At 66.1% G+C, this 17,935-nt stretch carries 20 protein-coding genes and 1 tRNA gene; 6 read left to right on the forward strand and 15 right to left on the reverse strand.

The window, feature by feature from the left end:
- On the forward strand, positions 1–916 hold a 916-nt coding region (locus tag AC3WJD_RS11710), incomplete at its 5' end, for an NAD(P)/FAD-dependent oxidoreductase (protein ID WP_492746820.1).
- Between the two features lie 135 nt (positions 917–1,051).
- Here AC3WJD_RS11710 and AC3WJD_RS11715 read toward each other — a convergent pair.
- The 4 genes from AC3WJD_RS11715 to AC3WJD_RS11730 form a co-directional block, all read right to left on the reverse strand.
- Positions 1,052–1,549: a DoxX family protein gene (locus tag AC3WJD_RS11715; protein WP_492746821.1), complete on the reverse strand. Its 498-nt coding sequence runs from the start codon at positions 1,547–1,549 to the stop codon at positions 1,052–1,054.
- Positions 1,550–1,676: 127 nt separating this feature from the next.
- Entirely contained in the window at positions 1,677–2,201 is a 525-nt protein-coding gene (locus tag AC3WJD_RS11720) for a zinc-binding dehydrogenase (protein WP_492746822.1), read from the reverse strand.
- Positions 2,202–2,266: 65 nt separating this feature from the next.
- Entirely contained in the window at positions 2,267–3,103 is an 837-nt protein-coding gene (locus AC3WJD_RS11725; RefSeq protein WP_492746823.1) for an alpha/beta fold hydrolase, read from the reverse strand.
- Positions 3,104–3,155: 52 nt separating this feature from the next.
- A complete protein-coding gene (locus AC3WJD_RS11730; protein WP_492746824.1) occupies positions 3,156–3,542 on the reverse strand; it encodes a carboxymuconolactone decarboxylase family protein in 387 nt (128 codons plus the stop codon).
- On the opposite strand from AC3WJD_RS11730, the gene AC3WJD_RS11735 reads away from it, so the two are divergent.
- Complete coding sequence (locus AC3WJD_RS11735; protein WP_492746825.1) at positions 3,542–3,838, forward strand: LysR substrate-binding domain-containing protein; 297 nt, start codon at positions 3,542–3,544, stop codon at positions 3,836–3,838. The genes AC3WJD_RS11730 and AC3WJD_RS11735 overlap by 1 nt on opposite strands.
- A 31-nt stretch (positions 3,839–3,869) precedes the next feature.
- Here the strand turns inward: AC3WJD_RS11735 and AC3WJD_RS11740 are convergent, their stop codons facing one another.
- Entirely contained in the window at positions 3,870–4,838 is a 969-nt protein-coding gene (locus AC3WJD_RS11740) for a cupin domain-containing protein (RefSeq protein WP_492746826.1), read from the reverse strand.
- A 128-nt stretch (positions 4,839–4,966) separates the two neighbouring features.
- Between AC3WJD_RS11740 and AC3WJD_RS11745 the strand changes: the two genes are divergently transcribed.
- Together AC3WJD_RS11745 and AC3WJD_RS11750 are read left to right on the forward strand one after the other, a co-directional pair.
- Positions 4,967–5,503 carry a carboxymuconolactone decarboxylase family protein gene (locus tag AC3WJD_RS11745; protein WP_492746827.1) on the forward strand — a complete coding sequence of 179 codons (537 nt, stop codon included), beginning with the start codon at positions 4,967–4,969 and terminating at the stop codon, positions 5,501–5,503.
- A 127-nt stretch (positions 5,504–5,630) separates the two neighbouring features.
- Positions 5,631–6,197 (forward strand): YkgB family protein, encoded by a 567-nt coding sequence (locus AC3WJD_RS11750; RefSeq protein WP_492746828.1) that lies wholly within the window; start codon positions 5,631–5,633, stop codon positions 6,195–6,197.
- Between the two features lie 177 nt (positions 6,198–6,374).
- On the opposite strand, the gene AC3WJD_RS11755 is transcribed toward AC3WJD_RS11750, so the two are convergent.
- From AC3WJD_RS11755 to AC3WJD_RS11795, 9 genes are all read right to left on the reverse strand, one after another.
- Positions 6,375–6,450, reverse strand: a tRNA-Phe gene (locus tag AC3WJD_RS11755).
- A 38-nt stretch (positions 6,451–6,488) separates the two neighbouring features.
- Positions 6,489–6,725: a DNA gyrase inhibitor YacG gene (locus AC3WJD_RS11760; protein ID WP_492746882.1), complete on the reverse strand. Its 237-nt coding sequence runs from the start codon at positions 6,723–6,725 to the stop codon at positions 6,489–6,491.
- Entirely contained in the window at positions 6,676–7,677 is a 1,002-nt protein-coding gene (locus tag AC3WJD_RS11765) for a ribonuclease (RefSeq protein ID WP_492746829.1), read from the reverse strand. Before AC3WJD_RS11765 ends, AC3WJD_RS11760 begins: the two co-directional genes overlap by 50 nt.
- A complete protein-coding gene (locus AC3WJD_RS11770) occupies positions 7,670–8,242 on the reverse strand; it encodes a Maf family protein (RefSeq protein ID WP_492746830.1) in 573 nt (190 codons plus the stop codon). Before AC3WJD_RS11770 ends, AC3WJD_RS11765 begins: the two co-directional genes overlap by 8 nt.
- Positions 8,243–8,313: 71 nt before the next feature.
- Entirely contained in the window at positions 8,314–8,532 is a 219-nt protein-coding gene (gene infA, locus AC3WJD_RS11775; protein ID WP_003049127.1) for a translation initiation factor IF-1, read from the reverse strand.
- A gap of 83 nt (positions 8,533–8,615) precedes the next feature.
- A complete protein-coding gene (locus AC3WJD_RS11780) occupies positions 8,616–9,437 on the reverse strand; it encodes an ATP-binding protein (RefSeq protein WP_492746831.1) in 822 nt (273 codons plus the stop codon).
- 31 nt (positions 9,438–9,468) lie between these two features.
- The gene (gene prsR, locus AC3WJD_RS11785; protein WP_492746832.1) at positions 9,469–10,839 is read right to left on the reverse strand and encodes a PEP-CTERM-box response regulator transcription factor; all 1,371 of its coding nucleotides are present in this window, start codon (positions 10,837–10,839) and stop codon (positions 9,469–9,471) included.
- The gene (prsK, locus tag AC3WJD_RS11790) at positions 10,836–12,923 is read right to left on the reverse strand and encodes an XrtA/PEP-CTERM system histidine kinase PrsK (RefSeq protein WP_492746833.1); all 2,088 of its coding nucleotides are present in this window, start codon (positions 12,921–12,923) and stop codon (positions 10,836–10,838) included. The genes prsR and prsK overlap by 4 nt, the downstream gene beginning before the upstream one ends.
- A gap of 13 nt (positions 12,924–12,936) precedes the next feature.
- A complete protein-coding gene (locus AC3WJD_RS11795; protein WP_492746834.1) occupies positions 12,937–14,325 on the reverse strand; it encodes a TIGR03013 family XrtA/PEP-CTERM system glycosyltransferase in 1,389 nt (462 codons plus the stop codon).
- 157 nt (positions 14,326–14,482) lie between these two features.
- Between AC3WJD_RS11795 and AC3WJD_RS11800 the strand changes: the two genes are divergently transcribed.
- Both AC3WJD_RS11800 and AC3WJD_RS11805 read left to right on the forward strand, forming a co-directional pair.
- Positions 14,483–15,547 carry a mannose-1-phosphate guanylyltransferase/mannose-6-phosphate isomerase gene (locus tag AC3WJD_RS11800; protein WP_492746835.1) on the forward strand — a complete coding sequence of 355 codons (1,065 nt, stop codon included), beginning with the start codon at positions 14,483–14,485 and terminating at the stop codon, positions 15,545–15,547.
- Positions 15,544–16,497: an aldo/keto reductase gene (locus tag AC3WJD_RS11805; RefSeq protein WP_492746836.1), complete on the forward strand. Its 954-nt coding sequence runs from the start codon at positions 15,544–15,546 to the stop codon at positions 16,495–16,497. The genes AC3WJD_RS11800 and AC3WJD_RS11805 overlap by 4 nt, the downstream gene beginning before the upstream one ends.
- Here AC3WJD_RS11805 and AC3WJD_RS11810 read toward each other — a convergent pair whose 3' ends face one another.
- Positions 16,498–17,883 (reverse strand): helix-turn-helix domain-containing protein, encoded by a 1,386-nt coding sequence (locus tag AC3WJD_RS11810; protein WP_492746837.1) that lies wholly within the window; start codon positions 17,881–17,883, stop codon positions 16,498–16,500.
- Positions 17,884–17,935 lie beyond the last annotated feature (52 nt).

A 17,935-nucleotide genomic window follows, 5' to 3' on the forward strand; every position in this document is an offset into this window, starting at 1 on the left:
GAACATGCCCTACGACAAGTTCGTGCTGGCAACGGGCAGTCATCTCTTCCAGCCGCCGGTGCCCGGTCTCGCGGATCATGCCTTCAACGTCGATCAGTTCGAGGACGCGCGCACGCTCGAGGCACATCTGACGTCGCTCGCAGGCCGTCCTGAAACCGTCGCGCGCAACACCGTGGTGGTGGCCGGCGGCGGCTTCACCGGCATAGAGACGGTTGCCGAGATGCCCGAGCGTCTGCGCGCGATTCTGGGCGCCGACGCGGCCATCCGCGTCGTTGTTGTCGAGCAGGCGCCGCATATCGGCCCTGACCTGGGTCCCAATCCCCGGCCGGTGATCGAGGAGGCGCTGGCCGAGTGCGGCGTCGAGATCATCACCGGCGCGGCGGTCACCGCGATCGGCGCCGACAGCGTCACGCTCTCGTCCGGCGAACGCATCGAGACCAACACCGTCGTCTGGACCGCGGGGGCGCGCGCCAACCCGCTCGCGGCCCAGATCCCGGGTGAGAAAGACCGTTTCGGCCGGGTGACCGGTGACGCCTTCCTCCGTGCGCCGGAAGCTGAGGACGTCTTTGTCACCGGCGACGTCGTGCGCGCGGCAACCGATGACCTCGGCAATGTCGCGGCCATGTCGTGTCAGCATGCCCAAAGCCTGGGGCGCGTCGCCGGCCACAATGCGGCCGCCGAACTGGTTGGATTGCCGCTGCACCCGTACAGCCAGCCCCGCTACGTCACCTGCCTCGACATCGGTCCGTGGGGCGCGCTCTTCACCGAAGGGTGGGACCGCCAGGTCAAGCTGACGCGCGAGACCGGCAAGGCCGTGAAGCGGGAGATCAACACGCAGTGGATCTACCCGCCCGCCGCCGATCGCGACGCGGCCTTCGCCATCGCCAACCCCGATCACGTCATCGTGGCGGCATAAAGGCATCCATCGCCCTGGCCGGCCACAGCCGGCCAGGGTCATGCCCGGCTTTATCGACCGTTTCGGTGAGATCCGGCGCCGGCACGGCTCGCGCCGATCAACCGACCATAAGGAGATGTCCCGAACCGAAGGAGTCTATGCGACCGGCTTACCGCCGGCGCGGAACCGACGGGCCAGCCACTGATCTACCGATAGGGGGCCGGAGCCGCCCAGCACGAGAGCCGCGAGTCCGGCCAGGTAAAGAAGGTTCGTTTCGTAGCCCGGCTGCCCAAAATGCGCGCCCGTCGCAGTCACCGACAGGAGTTTGATCGAGCTGAATCCATTGGGGAGGTGGACCGTGAAAATGGCACCCAGCAGCACGATCGCCATCGGAATGCTTGTCAGGGCAACGGCCGCGCCGAGCAGGATCGTCAGTCCTCCAAACAATTCGACGAGGACGGTCAGCCAAGCCATCACCTCGGGAAAGGGCGTGCCGATTGCGTGAAGGATGTCGGCGAATGATCCAACACCGCGCCCCAGCTTGGCGAGGCCGTGCGCCATGAACCCGTAACCGACGATCAGCCGAAGCGGCATCGGTGCCCATCGGGCGGCGAAGCCTCCCGACATTTCACAAAACTGGTCTCGTACAAGCATGCCGTATCGTCCTTGTTGTGTTTTCGAGAGAATTCGGCCGGACGGTCAGCGAAATTGCATTCCGGGCTCCGCATCAAATTGGCCCGCGACCCACCTGAATGCCCGCCGTCGTCGCACAGCGAGCACGTCACGGCTCGGGATCGAGTACCACGACCATCTTGCCGCCCGCCTCGTTCGCCTCCATCAGCCGATGCGCCTCGCGCACCTCGTCGAAGCCGAACACGCGCGCTGGCTTCACGTCGAGCCGACCGGCCGCCGCATCCTGCGCGATCTGCGCCAGCGGTACGTCCGACGGCGGAAAGCCCGGCGTGCCGAACACGAAGCTGCCGAAGAAGGTCAGGTAAACGCCGCTCGCCATCTGGAGCAGCGGGTTGAAATCGGGGATCGGATCGAGGCCGCCCATCAGCGCCGCCACCTTCGCGCCGGTGGGGAATTCGCCGCCCGGACATGACTTGACGATGCCGACGCATTCGATGCCCGAAACCGGTGCCGCCTCGGCCCATTCGCCGCGACGCATGTGCATCTCGGCATGGTTGATTCCGAACGCCTTGATCTCGATCACCACATGGCCGGCGAGCGGTTCGGGTTCGGGAATGTCGCGATAGGTCAGCACGTCGAGGCCGCCGAATCCGTCAAGAACGATAGCGCGCATGGTTTGTCTCCTTGGGTCGCTGAGGGCGGGCGCGGGGCGAGGGTGGCCCGCGCCCTTGGGGGAGGTCAGGCGAAGAAATCCCGGATTTCAGCTGCGATTGCGGCGGCGTGGGTTTCCAGCGCGAAATGGCCGGTGTCGAAGAATTTCACGCGCGCCTCGGGCATGTCGCGCTGGAACGCCTCGGCGCCGGGCGGGAGGAAGAAGGGATCGTTGCGTCCCCAAACCGCCAAGAAGCGCGGCTTGTGGGTGCGGAAATAGGCCTGGAAGTCCGGGTAGAGCGCGACGTTGCTCTTGTAGTCGCCGAACAGGTCGAGCTGGACGTCATCTGCACCGGGTCGCGCGAGATAATGATCGTCGAGCGTATAACCGTCTGGCGAAAGGACCGATGTGTCGGCCACACCGTGCGAATATTGCCAGTAGGTCGTCTCGGGCGTGAGCAACGCGCGCAACGCCTCGCGGTTGGCCGCCGACGCATCCTCCCAATAGGCGCGGATCGGGTTCCAGCCGTCGCTGAGCCCTTCGACATAGGCATTGCCGTTCTGGGAGACGATGCCCGTGATGCGCTCGGGATGGTGGATGGCCAGCCGGAAGCCGGTCGGCGCCCCGTAATCGAACACATAAACCGCGAAGCGATCGAAACCCACGATCTCGGTGAAGCGCTCGATCGTGTCGGCAATCGAATCGAAGCTGTTGGTTTTGGGAGCACCTGACTGGCCGAAGCCCGGCAGATCAGGCGCGACGATGTGGAAGTGGTCCGCCAGCAGCGGGATCAGATCGCGGAACATGTGGCTGGAGCTCGGGAAGCCGTGGAGCAGCAGCAGCTTGGGCGCGCCGGCTTGCCCGGCCTCGCGGTAGAATACGCTGATGCCGTCGACGTCGGCAGTGCTGAAACGTACGGTCATGGCAAATCTCCATATTGAGGCCGCCCGCGCCTTTGCGGGCGGGGTTGAGGACTCAGGCGGCCTCGCGGGCACCGACATGTGGAAAGTCGATCTCAGTCTTCAGGGCTTCGTTGACGTAGTTGGTGAAGACGTTGAGGGCGACATGGGCGATTACCTCGACGATTTCGGCGTCCGAGTAGCCGGCGACCTTGATTGCGGCGATATCGGTCTCGCTGACCTGGCCGCGCTCACGGGCGAGTTTGGCGGCGAAGCGGACGGCGGCATCGGCGCGCAAATCGTTCGAGGCGCCACTGCGATTTGCGGTGATCTCGGCATCGTCGAGCTTGGCGACGATGCGGAACAGGTTTGGCACGGTGCCAACCTGCCGTTTGATGGCGGCGAGATGGGGCTGTGCTTCCGCGGGCGCATCTTCGATGATCGGGGTGGGGATACGGGACATTGGGGGCACTCCTCTTTGGGACGGGCCCTCATCGGCCCGACGGCGCGGCCGCAGGTCTCGGTATTGCCCGTGTCATGTCCTATCAGGCGGCGGATGCCGTGCGCGATGGCACTCTGGCGCCGGTCCTGAGCAACTGGGCACCGCCGCCGATCCCCGTCCAGCTTGTTCACGCCCCGCACCAGCACCAGCCCCTGAAGCTCCGCGCGTTTCTCGACTTTGTGGCGCCGAGACTGCAGGAAAGGCTGCGGGTTATTGCCGCAGGTTTTGAGCAAGCTGACAGGCTTGGCGATGCGTGATCGCGAGGAGCCGTCTGCCCCCCAGGTCACCCTACCGGGCATCGTCGGCCGCTGTGGTCGCCTGTCGCCGATATTGTGCCGGCGTCACGCCCATATGGTTCTTGAAGGCGCGCTGAAATGCGGCCTCCGACTGATAGCCCACGGTGTCCGCGACCGCACCGGTCGATGAAGAGGATTTCCGTAATTCGTTGGCCGCCAGGGTCATTCGGATATCGGTGAGCAAATCGACGGCGGACCGGCCCAGGCTCTGCTGAAACTGGCGAATGAACGTCGCGCGTGACATGTTGCAGAGACCCGCCAGTTCGGGAAGCGTCCAGGCCCGTGCGGGGGCGTTGAACAGCGCCGAAAGCGCCGGCGCCAACCGTGGGTTCCCCGCAAGCGCGAGCAATCCGTCCGCACCCTGAGCGGCTTCGCCCGCGAGGCGCAGGACAAGCGCGAACATGGCCGTCGACAGCGCGTTCAGCATTGCGCGCCCTCCCAAATGCTCGTCGGCTGATTCCATCCGCATGAGCCCGACCAGCCCGGCGAGTTGAGCACCCGTTCCCGGCCGCGCCGTTTCAGCGCTCCGCTCGGCCGCACTCACCACCAGCTGCGGCGGCAGATAGGAGCGCATCAGCCTTTCGTGCGCCGGCGACAGCACAAAATGCCCGCAGAGCATGTCCAGTCGTTCGCCGGCACCGTCATTCTCGCTGATCGTCACCGCCGATCCGAGGCGCTCGCGGTTCGTGGCGGGCGGCACGCCACTGCCGTCATGCAGAAAATGGGCGGTGCCGTGAGGCAACAGCACAATGTCGCCGGCGCTCAGTCGCCGCGACGACCCGCCTGCCGGATCATCGAGCACGACCGATCCGCCGAGCACAATGTGATAGGGCATTTCCCCGGCTAGCGCGGGGTCAAAGTCGACCCGCCACGGCGCTCCGAAGAAGCAGCGATAATCCACGCGGCCGCTGACGGGGATCATCTCCAGCAAGCGGCTCAGCCAATCCATGGGCTCCGTCATACATAACCTCACCAATGATACGATGGAGCATATTTATGAGCTCATCTGGAATTATCAAGCTCATCATGCAGATATAAATGACACTTACCGTCCAGGAAGGACGTCGCTCAAAGCAAGGAGTGTCCCCAATGTCTCGTATCCCTACCCCCGCCCTCGCGACCGCCACTGGCGAAACGGCCGAGGTCTATGCCCAGATCAAGAAGGCTGCTGGCAGCGTGCCCAACGCCTTCGCGACCATCGGTGCGCATGGACCGGCTGCGCTCAAGGCATGGCTGGCCGCGGAGGGTGTTCTGGCCGCCGGTTCGCTCAGCAAGCAGGATCAGGAGACGATCAAGCTGCTCGTGAGCGCGGTTGCGGGTTGTGATTATTGTGTCGCGGCGCACAGCCTGCTCGGCAAGATGACAGGTCTTCCGCAGGATGCGCTCAAGCAAATCCGTGTCGGCCAACCGACAGGCGACGCCAAGCGCGACGCCCTGATCCGCTTCGTCAATCTGCTCGCGGGCAGCAGCGGCACGATCGACGAGTATGAGTTCGCGGCGATCAAGGCAGTTGGTTACACCAACCAGCAATTGGTCGAGATCAGCCTGGCGATCGCGCTGACGGTGTTCACCAACGTCTTCAACCGGATCAACGACACCGCGATCGACTTCCCGGCGGTGCACTGATCGAACCATCACTGGTGACGGGCGTCGCCCCGGCGGCGCCCGGACACCGATCACTCATTTCAATCGACGGTCACACCGCGAGGTTCGCTCGCGGAACCCTCACGATCGCGTTCAGCAGGAGGAAATCATGAACTTCATCATCGACAAGCTCGCCCGGTCCGGCCTTCTGAAGCAGGACCTCGACTATCACCTCGTCCGCGCTTCCATGGTCATCATGTTCTTCTTCTTCGCCTACCAGAAGTGGTTCGAATATGAGGCCGAGGTGCTAATCCCCTTCATCAACAACGGTCCGCTGATATCCTGGATGTACCCGGTCTTCGGCATCCGCGGCGCCAGCACGTTTCTCGGCGTCGTCGAATCGACCACCTTCGCCCTGATCCTCGCCGGCTTCTGGAACAAGAAGGCAGGTGTGCTCGGCGCGCTCCTGTCGACCGCGACCTTCGTGGGGACGGTGACCATCATCCCGTTCATGCCAGACGGCTGGGCAGAGTCGGCCGGCGGCTTTCCGGCAATGGTTGGAAACATCCCCTTCCTGATGAAGGACGTCGTGCTCCTCGCCGTCTCGGTCTACCTGCTCAAGGAAGACGTGCAGCGGGCGCACGCCGCGGAGCGGCGCGTAAACGTCCCCGGCAGCAACCATGGCTATGGCTCCGGTCCCGCAGGGCTGGTGATAGACAACCCCGAAAGGAAATAGGAAAACCGGATCTGGTCGTGGCGGCCCCTGCGCCGCCACTCACATGGTGCTGCCGCTGCTCGAGACCGCGGTCGCCTTCCTTTCGTTGATCAGCCTGGTCGGCGACACAATGATCGGCATCGCTTGAGGCCAGTCTTCACTACCGATTTCTGGATACGGACGTCTCTGTAGGGGTGATGGTGCCCGGGGACGGAGTCGAACCGCCGACACTGCGATTTTCAGTCGCATGCTCTACCAACTGAGCTACCCGGGCCTGTTCCGTGGCTGCGGAAGCAGCGCCTATAGAGGCGCTCAGCGCTCCCTGTCCAGCCCGTTTTGGTCGTTTTCGTGAATTGTCTGATCGGCGGGGGGACCCGGGATGCGATAGCCGTCGCCGAGCCATTGCAACAGGTCGCGATCACGGCATCCGCGGCTGCAGAATGGCGCGTGTTCGGGTTGCGCGGGCTTGCTGCACACAGGGCATTGCCCGCGCCGGCTCCTAGGGGTGTTCGCTGCTGACATGTCCCCCCGATATGGCGATAGCGGCATCGGCACGCAAGATGACAGCAGCTCCGAGGCGGCGTTCGAGCGTTGCGATCCAGTGGGGGCGCGATTCGATGCACGCGATCATGGCGGGTGCCCCGGTCAGCGTACGCTCGCCGTGCCCCAATGCACGTTCGGCGCGGCGCAGCAGCGCGAGCCCCGCGGCGAGCGCCCGGTCCCCCTGCTGCAGCTCGGCGAGCGAGGCATGGGTGCGGCGTCGGACGATCTGGAGGAAGCCGAAACCGTTGACCGCGGTGCGCTCGAAGGGTTGTGGCAATTGCGCGTCCAGCGCCTCTGCTGCGGCGATTCGCGCGGCCTTGCCCTCGATTGTCGGCAGGTCGATCCCGATCGAGCCCGCAAGCCCCATGCGGCGGATCATTCGGCCCGCGGCGGCTGCGCCCGCAACCGCGAGCGCCTCCGGCGCAAGCGCGCCGTCGACATCGATCAGCGCCATCGCGGGGGTGAGCGAAAGACGCAGATTCCCTCCGGCAAAGCTCATCTCTCCGCGCTCGGCCTCTTCAAGCAGCTCGCTCCACCCCGCGGCTTCGAGCAGATCGGGGCCCATCGACGACAGCACGCGCACGGGATCGCCCGAAGCGGCGATCCGTTCCTCGAGCGTCGGGCCGGCGCGCTCGGGCGTGTCATCAGCGACGCCGCGCGCCTTGGCGAGCTTGGCGCGGCCGGGCTCGGGGATTCGGCCGCGCAGAATCTCGACGGTCAGCATCGCGCCTTCGGTGACGCGCGCGGGAATCGGCTCGAGCAGCACCTCCTCGCCCGATGCCAGCGTGACGAGGCCACGCCGCCCGGGAATGAGCTGACGAGTCAGCCGCCCGCGCGCAACCGCGCCCGCGCGCGCCTCATCACCGTCGCGTTCGATGTTCGCTTCGAGGATCGTGCCATTTTCGACAAGCGCGGCGCGCGTCTCGCCGATGCCCCTTTCCAGGAGCCATTCAGCCAAGGGGGTAGCCCGCCGCGGCCAGCAGCGCGCGTGTCTCGAACAGCGGCAGCCCGACGACCCCTGAATGGCTGCCGCCGAGGAAGCGGACAAAGGCCTCGGCACGCCCCTGGATCGCATAACCCCCCGCCTTGCCGTGCCACTCGCCGCTCGCGAGATAGGCTGTGATCTCGCTGTCCTCGAGCCGCTTGAAGGTGACGATGCTGGTCGAAAGCCGATGCCGTGCCTTGCCCTCGGCATCGATCAGCGTCACCGCCGAATGGACACGGTGACGGCGCCCCGAAAGCAGCTCGAGGCATGTGCGCGCGGTCGCCTCATCCTCGACCTTGGGCAGAATACGGCGCCCCGCGGCAACGACGGTGTCCGCAGCCAGGATCAACGCGCCGGCATGACGTGCCGCGACCGCGGCGGCCTTCTCTGCGGCGAGCCGCCCGGCATGCGGTGCGGGCAGTTCGCCCTTGAGCGGTGCCTCATCGACATCGGCAGGATCGATCGCGTCGGGCACGACTCCGATCCGCGCGAGCAGGTCTGCGCGGCGCGGGCTGGCGGATGCGAGGATCAGGCGCATGGGCCCCGTCCCCGGTGTCTTGTTGATTGCGGTTCCGGGCGGAAAACCGGTTCCCACTTTTCCTGAACCGCTTACTTGAAGCGATAGGTAATCCGACCCTTGGTCAGATCATAGGGCGTGAGTTCGACAAGCACTTCGTCGCCCACGAGGACGCGGATGCGGTTCTTGCGCATCTTGCCGGCGGTGTGACCGAGAATTTCGTGGTCATTCTCGAGCCGGACGCGGAACATGGCATTGGGGAGAAGCTCCACCACCTGCCCGCGCATTTCCAGAAGTTCTTCTTTCGCCATGTAGTCTCTTGTGCTGGATGCGGAAAAAAATCGCGCCGCCTTAGCGCCAATGGCGCCAAATTGGAAGCGGAAGCGGTTTGCACTCAGATATGCTTACCGGCACGCCCTGCAAGCTCGACCGCGTAGTGCCAGGCCACGCGCCCCGAGCGACTTCCGCGCGTCGTTGCCCACAGCAGCGCATCGGCCGGATCGAAGGCGAGGCCATGCAGCCGCGCATAGGTTTCGACGATGTCCAGATAGGTTTCCTGATCGCAATTGTGGAAGCCGAGGCTGAGCCCGAAGCGGTCGGACAGCGCCATGCGATCATCGACGACATCACGCGGATTGATCGCGCTCTGCTGCTCCTCCATCGCGCGCGGCACGATATGACGGCGGTTGGAAGTGACATGCAGTCGCGCATTGGCGGGCCGGGCCTCGGCGCCGCCCTCGAGCAGCGAGCGCAGGTGACGCGCCTCGCCGCCATTGTCGTCAAAGCCCAGATCGTCGATGAACAGCACGAAGGCGCGCCCCGCATCCGCGATCTGCGCGAAGAGCGCGGGCAACTCGGCAAGCCGGTCGCCCGGAACCTCGACCAGCGCAATATCGGCACCTTCTCCCTGCAGCGCACCGATCATACTCTTCACCAGCGCCGACTTGCCCATGCCGCGCGCGCCCCAGAGCAGCACGTCGTGCGCGGAATGGCCGGCAGCGAGACGGCGTCCATTCTCGAGCACTGCCGCCTTTTGCCCGTCGATCCCGCTCAATATGTCGAGCGGCAGCGGCTCGAAGGCGCGCGTCGCGGCGAGCGTGGCCTGACGCCAGACATAGGCAGGATGCACCGCTGCATCCGCGGCCTGCGGTAGCGGCGGCGAGAGGCGCTCGAGCGCTGCCGCAATGCGCGCGATGTCGTCTGCGTTGCCCGTCATGGGGTTGGGATAGGGTCAGCCGCGTCGCTGCTCAAGCGTGCATGTCATATTGCTTGAGCAGGTCGTAGAGTGTCGGCCGGCTGATGCCCAACAATCGCGCGGTGTTCGAGATATTGCCCTCGCAGCGTGCGAGCGCGCGCCGGATCGCCTTGCGGTCGGCACCCTCGCGCGCCGCCTTGAGGTTGATGACGTCGCCGCCCTGGTCCCCGCCCTCGCGCATGGGCAGGTCGAGATCGGCAGCGGCGACGAGCTTGCCGTCGGCCATGATCACCGCGCGCTTCATCCGGTTCTCGAGCTCGCGGACATTGCCCGGCCAGCCCCAGGCGTCGATCGCGGCGAGCGCATCCGGTGCCAGCCCCTTGACCTGCGGGTTCATCTCGCGCGCGAAGCGCAGCAGGAAATGTCGCGCGAGCAACGTCGCGTCGCCGGGCCGCTCGGCGAGCGCCGGAATGCGCACCACGATCTCGGCGAGGCGATAGTAGAGATCCTCGCGGAAACGCCCTTCGGCGATCATCGCCTCAAGATTCTGGTGCGTCGCGCAGACGATGCGCGTATCGACCGCGATCGGCTTGCGCCCACCGATGCGCTCGATGACGCGCTCCTGCAGGAAACGCAGCAGCTTGACCTGGAGCGGCAGCGGAATGTCCCCCACCTCGTCGAGGAAGAGCGTGCCGCCCTCAGCCAGTTCGATCTTGCCCTCGGTGGTCTTGATCGCGCCGGTAAAGGCGCCCTTTTCATAGCCGAACAGCTCGGCTTCGAGCAGGTTCTCGGGGATCGCGGCGCAGTTGATCGCGACGAACGCGCCGCGCGCGCGGCGGCTCGCGTGATGGACGCCCCGCGCGAGCAGTTCCTTGCCGGTGCCGCTTGCCCCCAGCAACATCACCGAGACATCGGCATTGGCGACGCGCTCGATGGTACGGGCGACCTTGAGCATCTCGGGTGCGGCGGTGATCATGCCGCCGAGCACGATCGCGTCTTCGCCGCCGGCTTCTGCAAGGCGCCGGTTCTCGGCCTCCAGCCGCTGGACGTGGAAGGCCCGGCCGACGATCAGCCCGAGTTCGTCGATATCGACGGGCTTCTGGTAGAAATCATAGGCCCCTTCCGCGATCGCGCGCAGCGCGCTTTCGCGCGCGCCGTGCCCCGAGGCGACGATGACCTTGAGATCAGGCTTGATCGCGAGCATCTCGGCGAGCGCAGCGAAACCCTCGCTCGTCCCGTCGGGATCGGGCGGAAGACCAAGGTCGAGCGTGACGACCGCGGGTTCCTCGGCGCGCAGCAGCGCGATCGCGTTCGCGCGGTCGCCCGCGGCGATCACCTCATAATCGTCATAGGCCCAGCGCAGCTGGCGCAGCAGCCCTTCGTCATCCTCGACGATCAGCAATTTGGGCTTGGGCGCGGTCATGGGGTCTCCAGCAGTTCAGTGGACGGGATTGCGGGGTGGGCAGCGGCGGGCAGCGTGATGGTGAAGACGCTGCCATGGCCTTGCTGGCTCTCGACATCGAGACGACCGCCCATCGCGGTGACGAGCGCGCGCGCTTCATAGGCACCGACACCAAAGCCGCCCTGCTTGGTCGAAGTGAAGGGCTTGAAGAGGTTCGCGCGTATGAATTCGGCGGACATGCCGATCCCCGTGTCGCGCACCTCGATCGCGACCTCATGGCCGTGATCGACGACATTCAGCGTGACCGGCTCGCTGGGCGGGCTGGCATCGATTGCATTCTGAAGGAGATGCGCAAGCGCCTGTTCGAGCCGGATGGGATCGGCAAGCAGCATCGGGTCGCCCGACACCATCGCCACGACCGGATGCTGCATCCGGCGCGATGCCGCCAGCGTTTCGACCATGCGCGCCGCGGAGAAGGGGCGCGGCTCTTCGGGACGCGCCTTGTTGTGCTGCGACAGGCGCGCGAGCAGGTCGTTCATCTTGCCAACGGAGGATTGCAGCGTCGCCACCATGTCCGCGCGGAATTCGGGATTGTCGGCATGGCGCTCGGCATTGCGCGCGACGAGGCTGAGCTGGCTGACCAGATTCTTGATGTCGTGCATGATAAAGGCGAAGCGGCGATTGAACTCGTCGAAGCGGCGCACATCGTTGAGCGCCTCCTCGCCGCGCGCCTCGGCCAGATAGCTCGCGACCTGTCTGCCAGCGAGACGCAAGAGGTCGAAATCCTCCCAATCGAGCTTGCGCGCGATGCGCGGCCGCTCAAGCAGCACCGCGCCCTGCAACCGATTGAAATGGACGAGCGGGACCAGCGCCCAGGCGCTGTTCTCGGCGAGCACCCATTCGGGGATCAGCGCCGCCTCGTCATCATCTATGTCGCCGCTCAAGCGCAGCGCGTCGAGCTCGACGATCCGGCCGGTGTTTTCGAGGAAGCGCACAAGGTCGGCTCCCGCGGCGCGCAGCGGCGCTTCCATCATCGGCCAGTTCATCCGCGCCTGCGGCACCAGCCCGCCGTCATCGGCTGGGACCAGCAACAGGCCGCCCGGCGAATCGGTGATGTCGGCGACCGCCTTGACGATGCGCTCGTCAAGCGGCGCCGCCTGCCCGGCCGGCCGGCCGAGCGTGTCGGTGAAACGCAGCCATTCCTCGCGATAATCGTAGCGGTGCGCAAAGAAATGCTTGGCGATCTTGACGTTGAACCAGGCGCGGAAGCGCGTCGAAGGGAGCAGGACGAGCGCCGCGACCGAAGTACCGACGACGAAGACGATCTGGATCAGGCGCACATGATCGCCGCCCAGCCAGGTCAGCGCGTTGGTGACGAGCACCACCGCCACCAGATAGCCGCCGATCGCGGCGAGCGAGAAGGACTGGAAGGCGACGGTGCGTGAGAGGCGCATCTGCCAATGGTCATTGCGGCGCACGGCCAGCGCGAGGACGGAGGCGAGCATCGCGGTCACCGCACCACGCATGGCGAGCAGTTCCACCGGCCAGTCGCCCGCGAGCCAGGCGAAGGTGTAGAGATTGAGATCATAGGTCCACATCACCGCCAGCGCGATCATCGGCAGCCGGATGCCCAGCCGCGCATCGGGCGCGGCGGCGGTGTAGAGATTGTGAACCAGCACGAGCGCCCCGATCGCGACCATCATGTGGAGCACGAGCAGCGAAAAGCGGATCGACGCGAGCGCGTCCGCGGCAGGCATGAAGACGAGCGGCACGAAATCGATCGCGATCATGCCGAGCCCGATCAGCGCAAGCACCGCATAAAGCATCGTCACAGTCAGCCGGCGATGATCGCGCCGCCCCTGTCGGAGCAGCACGAACATGAAGCCGAGCCATGCGAGGTTGCGCAGATTCTCGGTCAGTTCGGCCGTCATCGCCATCGGGCCCGCGGCCGCGACGGTGAATGCCCAGATCCCGGTCAGCGCGAGCGCGGTGGCGAGCGCGCGATGCGCCCCGGTAGCGACGCCCCGCCTGAGCTGCCACACGCACAGCGCGCCGAACAAGATCGCGGCGGCGGCGTGCGCCCATGTGCCGATGAGCTCGATCATCGCCAGCCCCACCTTAGCGCGCGCCTTCGGGCCAGAGGATGACCCGAAGCGTCTGAAGCAGGATGAGCAGATCGAGAAAGGGTGTGTAGTTCTTTGCGTAATAGAGGTCGTATTCGAGCTTGTGCCGGGCATCCTCCAGGCTCGCGCCATAGGGATAGTTGATCTGCGCCCAGCCGGTGATGCCGGGCTTCACCATGTGCCGTTCGGCATAATAGGGCAGCTTCTGTTCGAGACCCGAGACGAATTCGGGCCGCTCCGGGCGCGGGCCGACGAAGCTCATCTCGCCCTTCAGGACGCTCCACGCCTGGGGCAGCTCGTCGATCCGCGTGACGCGCAGCAGCCGGCCGACGCGGGTCACACGCGGATCATCCTTTTGGGCCCACACCGCCTTGCCGTCGCCTTCGGCATCGACGCGCATCGAGCGCAGCTTGATGATGCTGAAGTCCTGCCCGAACAGCCCGACGCGCGTCTGGCGGAAAAAGGCGGGCCCGCGGCTTTCGAGCTTCACCAGCAGTGCACCGATCACGATCAGCGGAGCGGCGAGCAGCAGCAGCAGCGCGCTTGCCGTAATATCGAACAGCCGCTTGGTGATGCTCGACACCATCCGTCCTGAGGAAAAGCCGTCGGAAAAGATCAGCCAGCTGGGATTGACGCTGTCGAGATCGACGCGGCCGGTTTCGCGCTCGAGGAAGGTCGAGATCTCGTTGACATGGACCCCTGTGGTTTTGATCCGGAGCAGGTCGGCGAGCGGGAGCGCGTTACGCCGTTCCTCGAGCGCGAGCACGACCTCGCTTGCGTTCAACAGCACCACATGGTCGGCCAGGTTGAAGATCGCATCGCGGTTGATCGCCTCCGCGATCGTCTGCGGCCCGTCGTTCATTCCGACATAGCCAACCACGACGAAACCCGAGCCCGGACGCCGCGAGAGCGCTTTGATGCGTTCGGCGCGCGCGCCCGCGCCGAGCACGACGAGGCGACGCCGAAAGGCGTGCCCGCCCAGCGCCCTGCCGAGCAGGATGCGCAGCGCGAGGAGCAACGCGGCCGCGCACGCCATCGCGTAGAGCAGGTTCGAGCGCCAGAGGCTGACCGCGGGCAAGAAGAAGAACAGCGCGGACAGGAAGAGGATGCCGAGCGAGATCGCGACGAGCAGCCGTGCGGCGGCGAATCGCACCGACTGGAGCGATTCACTGCCATAGACGCCGACCCCAATCATCGCGGTTTCGAGCGCGGCGGCAAAGGCGAGCAATTGCGGGATGCGCGTGGAAACCGGGTCTATGCCCATGCCGATCTGCCGGGCACGGATCACCCAGCCCAGTTCCGCCGCCGCGATCAGCAGCGTGACATCGAGCAGGCCGAGAAGCAGCACGGCGTGCGGCACATAATGTTTGAACAGCCTGATCACCGCCCGGCCCGATTCTCCAAGTCACACGACGTAAGAATTTCCGACAGGGCAATGTCGCTGAAATTTACAAAAAAAGGCTGAAGGTCGTCGAAACCGCAAAAGTTTTTGATCCCGAGAGAATTTTCTGCGTTAGGAACGCTATCGGAGGATTTCGCACATGCGCGAAAAGCGCCGCATCATTCCCGTCATCCTGTCGGGCGGCTCGGGCTCGCGGCTCTGGCCGATGTCCCGGCCCGAAAGCCCCAAGCAGTTGCTCGCGCTGACCGCCGAGGAGACGATGCTGCAGCTGACCGCGCAGCGCACGCACGGCGATCCGCGTTTCGAGCCGCCGATCATCGTCGCCAACGAAGTGCATGCCGATGTCGTCGAGGCCCAGCTTGGCAAGGTTGGCATCAAGGCGCAGGCACTGATTCTCGAGCCCGTCGCGCGCAATACCGCGCCCGCGATCGCGCTTGCCGCGCTTGCCGCGCCCGATCGCGACGCGCCGCTGCTCGTGATGCCGAGCGACCATGTGATCGCCGATGTCGACGCGTTCCTCGACGCGGTCGAGGCGGCGCTGCCGCTGGTCGAGCAGGGCTGGCTCGTCACCTTCGGCATCGCGCCCGACAAGCCCGAGACGGGCTATGGGTATATCCGGATCGGCGAAGAGATCGCACCACGCGTCCATCGCGTCGCGCGCTTCGTCGAAAAGCCGAGCCGCCGCAGTGCCGCCGAGATGATCGCCGAGGGCAATCACGCGTGGAACGGCGGCATCTTCCTGTTTCGTGCCGACACGTATCTTGGCGCGCTGGCAATGCATGCACCCGTCATGCTCGCGGCAGCCGAGCGCGCGATGGCAGCGGCGGCACGCGACAACGGCCATGTCCATCCCGATGCCGAGAGCTTTGCGCAGTCGCCGAGCGATTCGATCGACTATGCGGTGATGGAAAAGGCCGAGCGCGTCGCGGTGGTGCCCGTCGCGATGGGATGGTCCGATCTGGGATCATGGGACGCGCTGCACGCGATCAGCGTCTGCGACATCGACGGCAATGCCTGTGAGGGCAACGCCATCGTGATCGACAGTCACAACTGCTTGATCCGCAGTGACGGACCGCGCGTCGCGATTGTCGGCGTCGACGACCTGATCGTGGTCGCGAGCGGCAATGACATATTGATCCTGCCGCGCGGACGATCGCAGGATGTGCGCAAGGTGACCCGCGAGATCGAGGAGCGCGCGCAATGAGCGAGATCCGGACGCTCGGCAACAGCGGACTGAAGACGCCTACGCTTGTGCTTGGCGGCAACGTCTTCGGCTGGACCGCGGGCGAGCGGATCAGCTGCAAGCTGCTCGACCGGTTCGCCGAGGCGGGCGGGACGATGATCGACACCGCCGATGTTTATTCGGCCTGGGTAACGGGGCATCGAGGGGGCGAATCCGAAACCGTGATCGGGCGCTGGCTCAAGCAGCGCGGCCGCCGCGACGATGTACTGATCGCGACCAAGGTGGGCATGCTGCCCGGAGAAAGCGGTACGGGGCTTGCGCCCGCGCGGATCGCCGCCGCGGTCGAGGCTTCGCTCAAGCGGCTCGGTACCGACTATATCGACCTTTACTATGCGCATCAGGACGACGCCGAGGTGCCGCAGCAGGCGGTACTCGAAGCTTTTGACGCACTCGTCCGCGCGGGCAAGGCGCGCGTGCTGGGTGCATCCAACTTTTCGGCCGAACGGATGGCAAGCGCGCTCGACATCAGCGCAGCCAATGACCTCGCGGCCTATGCGGTGCTGCAGCCCGAATATAATCTGATGACGCGCAACAAGTTCGAGGGGCCACTGCAGGCGCTGTGCCGCGACCACGATATCGGCGTGCTCCCCTATTACGGGCTCGCCTCCGGCTTCCTCACGGGCAAGTATCGCAGCGAGGCCGATTTCGCGAAGAGCCCGCGCGGGATGCGGATGGCGGCCTATCTGACCGACCGCGGCCGCGCGGTGCTGGGCGCGATGGATGCGATCGCGGTCGAGAACGGTGCGACGCTCGCGCAGATCGCGCTCGCCTGGACCGCCGCGCAGCCCGGCGTGACCGCACCGATCGTCAGCGCGACGAGCCTCGAACAGCTCGAAGAGCTGCTCGGCGCGATGACGTTGGAGCTGAGCACGGACCAGCTTGCGCGGCTGGATGCCGCGTCGCGCTCCTGATCAATCCCCCGCGAAGCTGAACGGCGAGAGCCCGCGCTCGCGCTCGTTGACCAGCAGCGCGCGGCCCGCGGGCGGGGTCGAGCGCTGCGGACAGTCGTGGCGCGTGCAGCTGCGGCAGCCAAGCCCGATGGGCACCGCCTCGCCGCCCATATCGACGCCGCTTGCGGCCGCGAGCGTGCCCGCAAGCGACGCCGAAACGCCGAGCCCGATCGCGAATTCTGCGCCGATCCGGCCAAAGCTGCGCCCCTGCGGCTGGACGGTGCGCGCGAGCGTGAACCAGCGGCTGCCGTCCTCGAGCGCGACGAGCTGGCGGATCAGCCGGCCGGGCCGGTCGAACGCCTGGTGCAACTTCCAGAGCGGGCAGCGGCCGTCGGCCTCGGCGAGCGGGGCGGCGCTCGCACCCGCATAGCGCTTGGAGACCTGACCGGCGCGGTCGATGCGCAGCATGAAGAAGGGGAGCCCGCGCGCGCCCACACGCTGGAGCGTGGTCAGCCGGTGCGCGACCTGCTCGAAACCCGCGCCAAAGCGGCGCTGGAGCAGCTCGGCGTCATAGCCCGTCGCCTCGCACGCTCTGAGGAAGCGCGCATAGGGCATCATCAGCGCGGCTGCGAAATAGCTGAGCAAATGCCGGCGATAGAGGCGCTCGGCGACGCGATCGGTGAAGCCCGCGCCCTTCACCAGTGCATCGACCTCGGCGCGCGCTTCGTTCTGCGCGAGCTGGAAGGCCGCGGCGAAGGTGCGCGAGGCGGGGTCGAGCATCTCGGAGAGCTGGAGCTGGCGCGCGTGAAGATCGAGTCGGCGCAGCCGATCGGGCATGACGTCGACGGGCAGGATGCGGATCGAGAGCTGGTGCCGGGTGCGCAGCCGCTCGGCGATCGCGCCATAGAGATCGCCCGCGCCGAGGCGCAGCTCGTCGGCGATCGCCTCGGCCTGCGCGTCGAGGTCGGCGAAATGGTTGCGCCAGCGCGCGATCTCGCGCTGGACCATGCCGATGCTGTCGACCTCGTCCGCGACCGCCCCGCCGCCGGCGCGCAAACGGTCAAAGACGCGCGCAAAGGCCTCCGCGGTGGCGGGCGCGGCGGCGAGCCATTCGTCGATCTCGGCGCGATCGAGCTCGAGATCGGCGAAGATCGGATCGGCGAGCCGCCGGCGGAGCGCCGCAGCGCCGCCCCCCGGCTCGTCGGCCGAGAGCGAGCGCGGGTCGAAGTCGAACTGCTCGGCGAGCCTGAGCAGTAAGGTTGCGGACAGCGGCCGTTGGTTGCGCTCGATGAGGTTGAGGTAACTGGGCGAGATGTCGAGCAGTTCGGCCATCGCGGCCTGGGTGAGCCCCCCTCCGCGCCGCAGCCGCCGCACAGCATGACCCGCAAAGAGCTTGTGTTCCGCCATCCTCCAATCTTGTCAATTTTCATACAAATTGACAAGCCAGAGCAGCATTTCG

The sequence above is a fragment of the Sphingobium sp. FW306-1B-F04DB genome (assembly GCF_058781925.1).

Excerpts from the sequence above, each read along its gene's own strand:
- AC3WJD_RS11715 (WP_492746821.1), bottom strand. The coding sequence starts at position 1,549 with ATGCTTGTACGAGACCAGTTTTGTGAAATGTCGGGAGGCTTCGCCGCC.
- AC3WJD_RS11720 (WP_492746822.1), bottom strand. The coding sequence starts at position 2,201 with ATGCGCGCTATCGTTCTTGACGGATTCGGCGGCCTCGACGTGCTGACC.
- AC3WJD_RS11725 (WP_492746823.1), bottom strand. The coding sequence starts at position 3,103 with ATGACCGTACGTTTCAGCACTGCCGACGTCGACGGCATCAGCGTATTC.
- AC3WJD_RS11730 (WP_492746824.1), bottom strand. The coding sequence starts at position 3,542 with ATGTCCCGTATCCCCACCCCGATCATCGAAGATGCGCCCGCGGAAGCA.
- AC3WJD_RS11740 (WP_492746826.1), bottom strand. The coding sequence starts at position 4,838 with ATGACGGAGCCCATGGATTGGCTGAGCCGCTTGCTGGAGATGATCCCC.
- AC3WJD_RS11745 (WP_492746827.1), top strand. The coding sequence starts at position 4,967 with ATGTCTCGTATCCCTACCCCCGCCCTCGCGACCGCCACTGGCGAAACG.
- AC3WJD_RS11750 (WP_492746828.1), top strand. The coding sequence starts at position 5,631 with ATGAACTTCATCATCGACAAGCTCGCCCGGTCCGGCCTTCTGAAGCAG.
- AC3WJD_RS11760 (WP_492746882.1), bottom strand. The coding sequence starts at position 6,725 with ATGCCGCTATCGCCATATCGGGGGGACATGTCAGCAGCGAACACCCCT.
- AC3WJD_RS11770 (WP_492746830.1), bottom strand. The coding sequence starts at position 8,242 with ATGCGCCTGATCCTCGCATCCGCCAGCCCGCGCCGCGCAGACCTGCTC.
- infA (WP_003049127.1), bottom strand. The coding sequence starts at position 8,532 with ATGGCGAAAGAAGAACTTCTGGAAATGCGCGGGCAGGTGGTGGAGCTT.
- AC3WJD_RS11780 (WP_492746831.1), bottom strand. The coding sequence starts at position 9,437 with ATGACGGGCAACGCAGACGACATCGCGCGCATTGCGGCAGCGCTCGAG.
- prsR (WP_492746832.1), bottom strand. The coding sequence starts at position 10,839 with ATGACCGCGCCCAAGCCCAAATTGCTGATCGTCGAGGATGACGAAGGG.
- prsK (WP_492746833.1), bottom strand. The coding sequence starts at position 12,923 with ATGATCGAGCTCATCGGCACATGGGCGCACGCCGCCGCCGCGATCTTG.
- AC3WJD_RS11800 (WP_492746835.1), top strand. The coding sequence starts at position 14,483 with ATGCGCGAAAAGCGCCGCATCATTCCCGTCATCCTGTCGGGCGGCTCG.
- AC3WJD_RS11805 (WP_492746836.1), top strand. The coding sequence starts at position 15,544 with ATGAGCGAGATCCGGACGCTCGGCAACAGCGGACTGAAGACGCCTACG.
- AC3WJD_RS11810 (WP_492746837.1), bottom strand. The coding sequence starts at position 17,883 with ATGGCGGAACACAAGCTCTTTGCGGGTCATGCTGTGCGGCGGCTGCGG.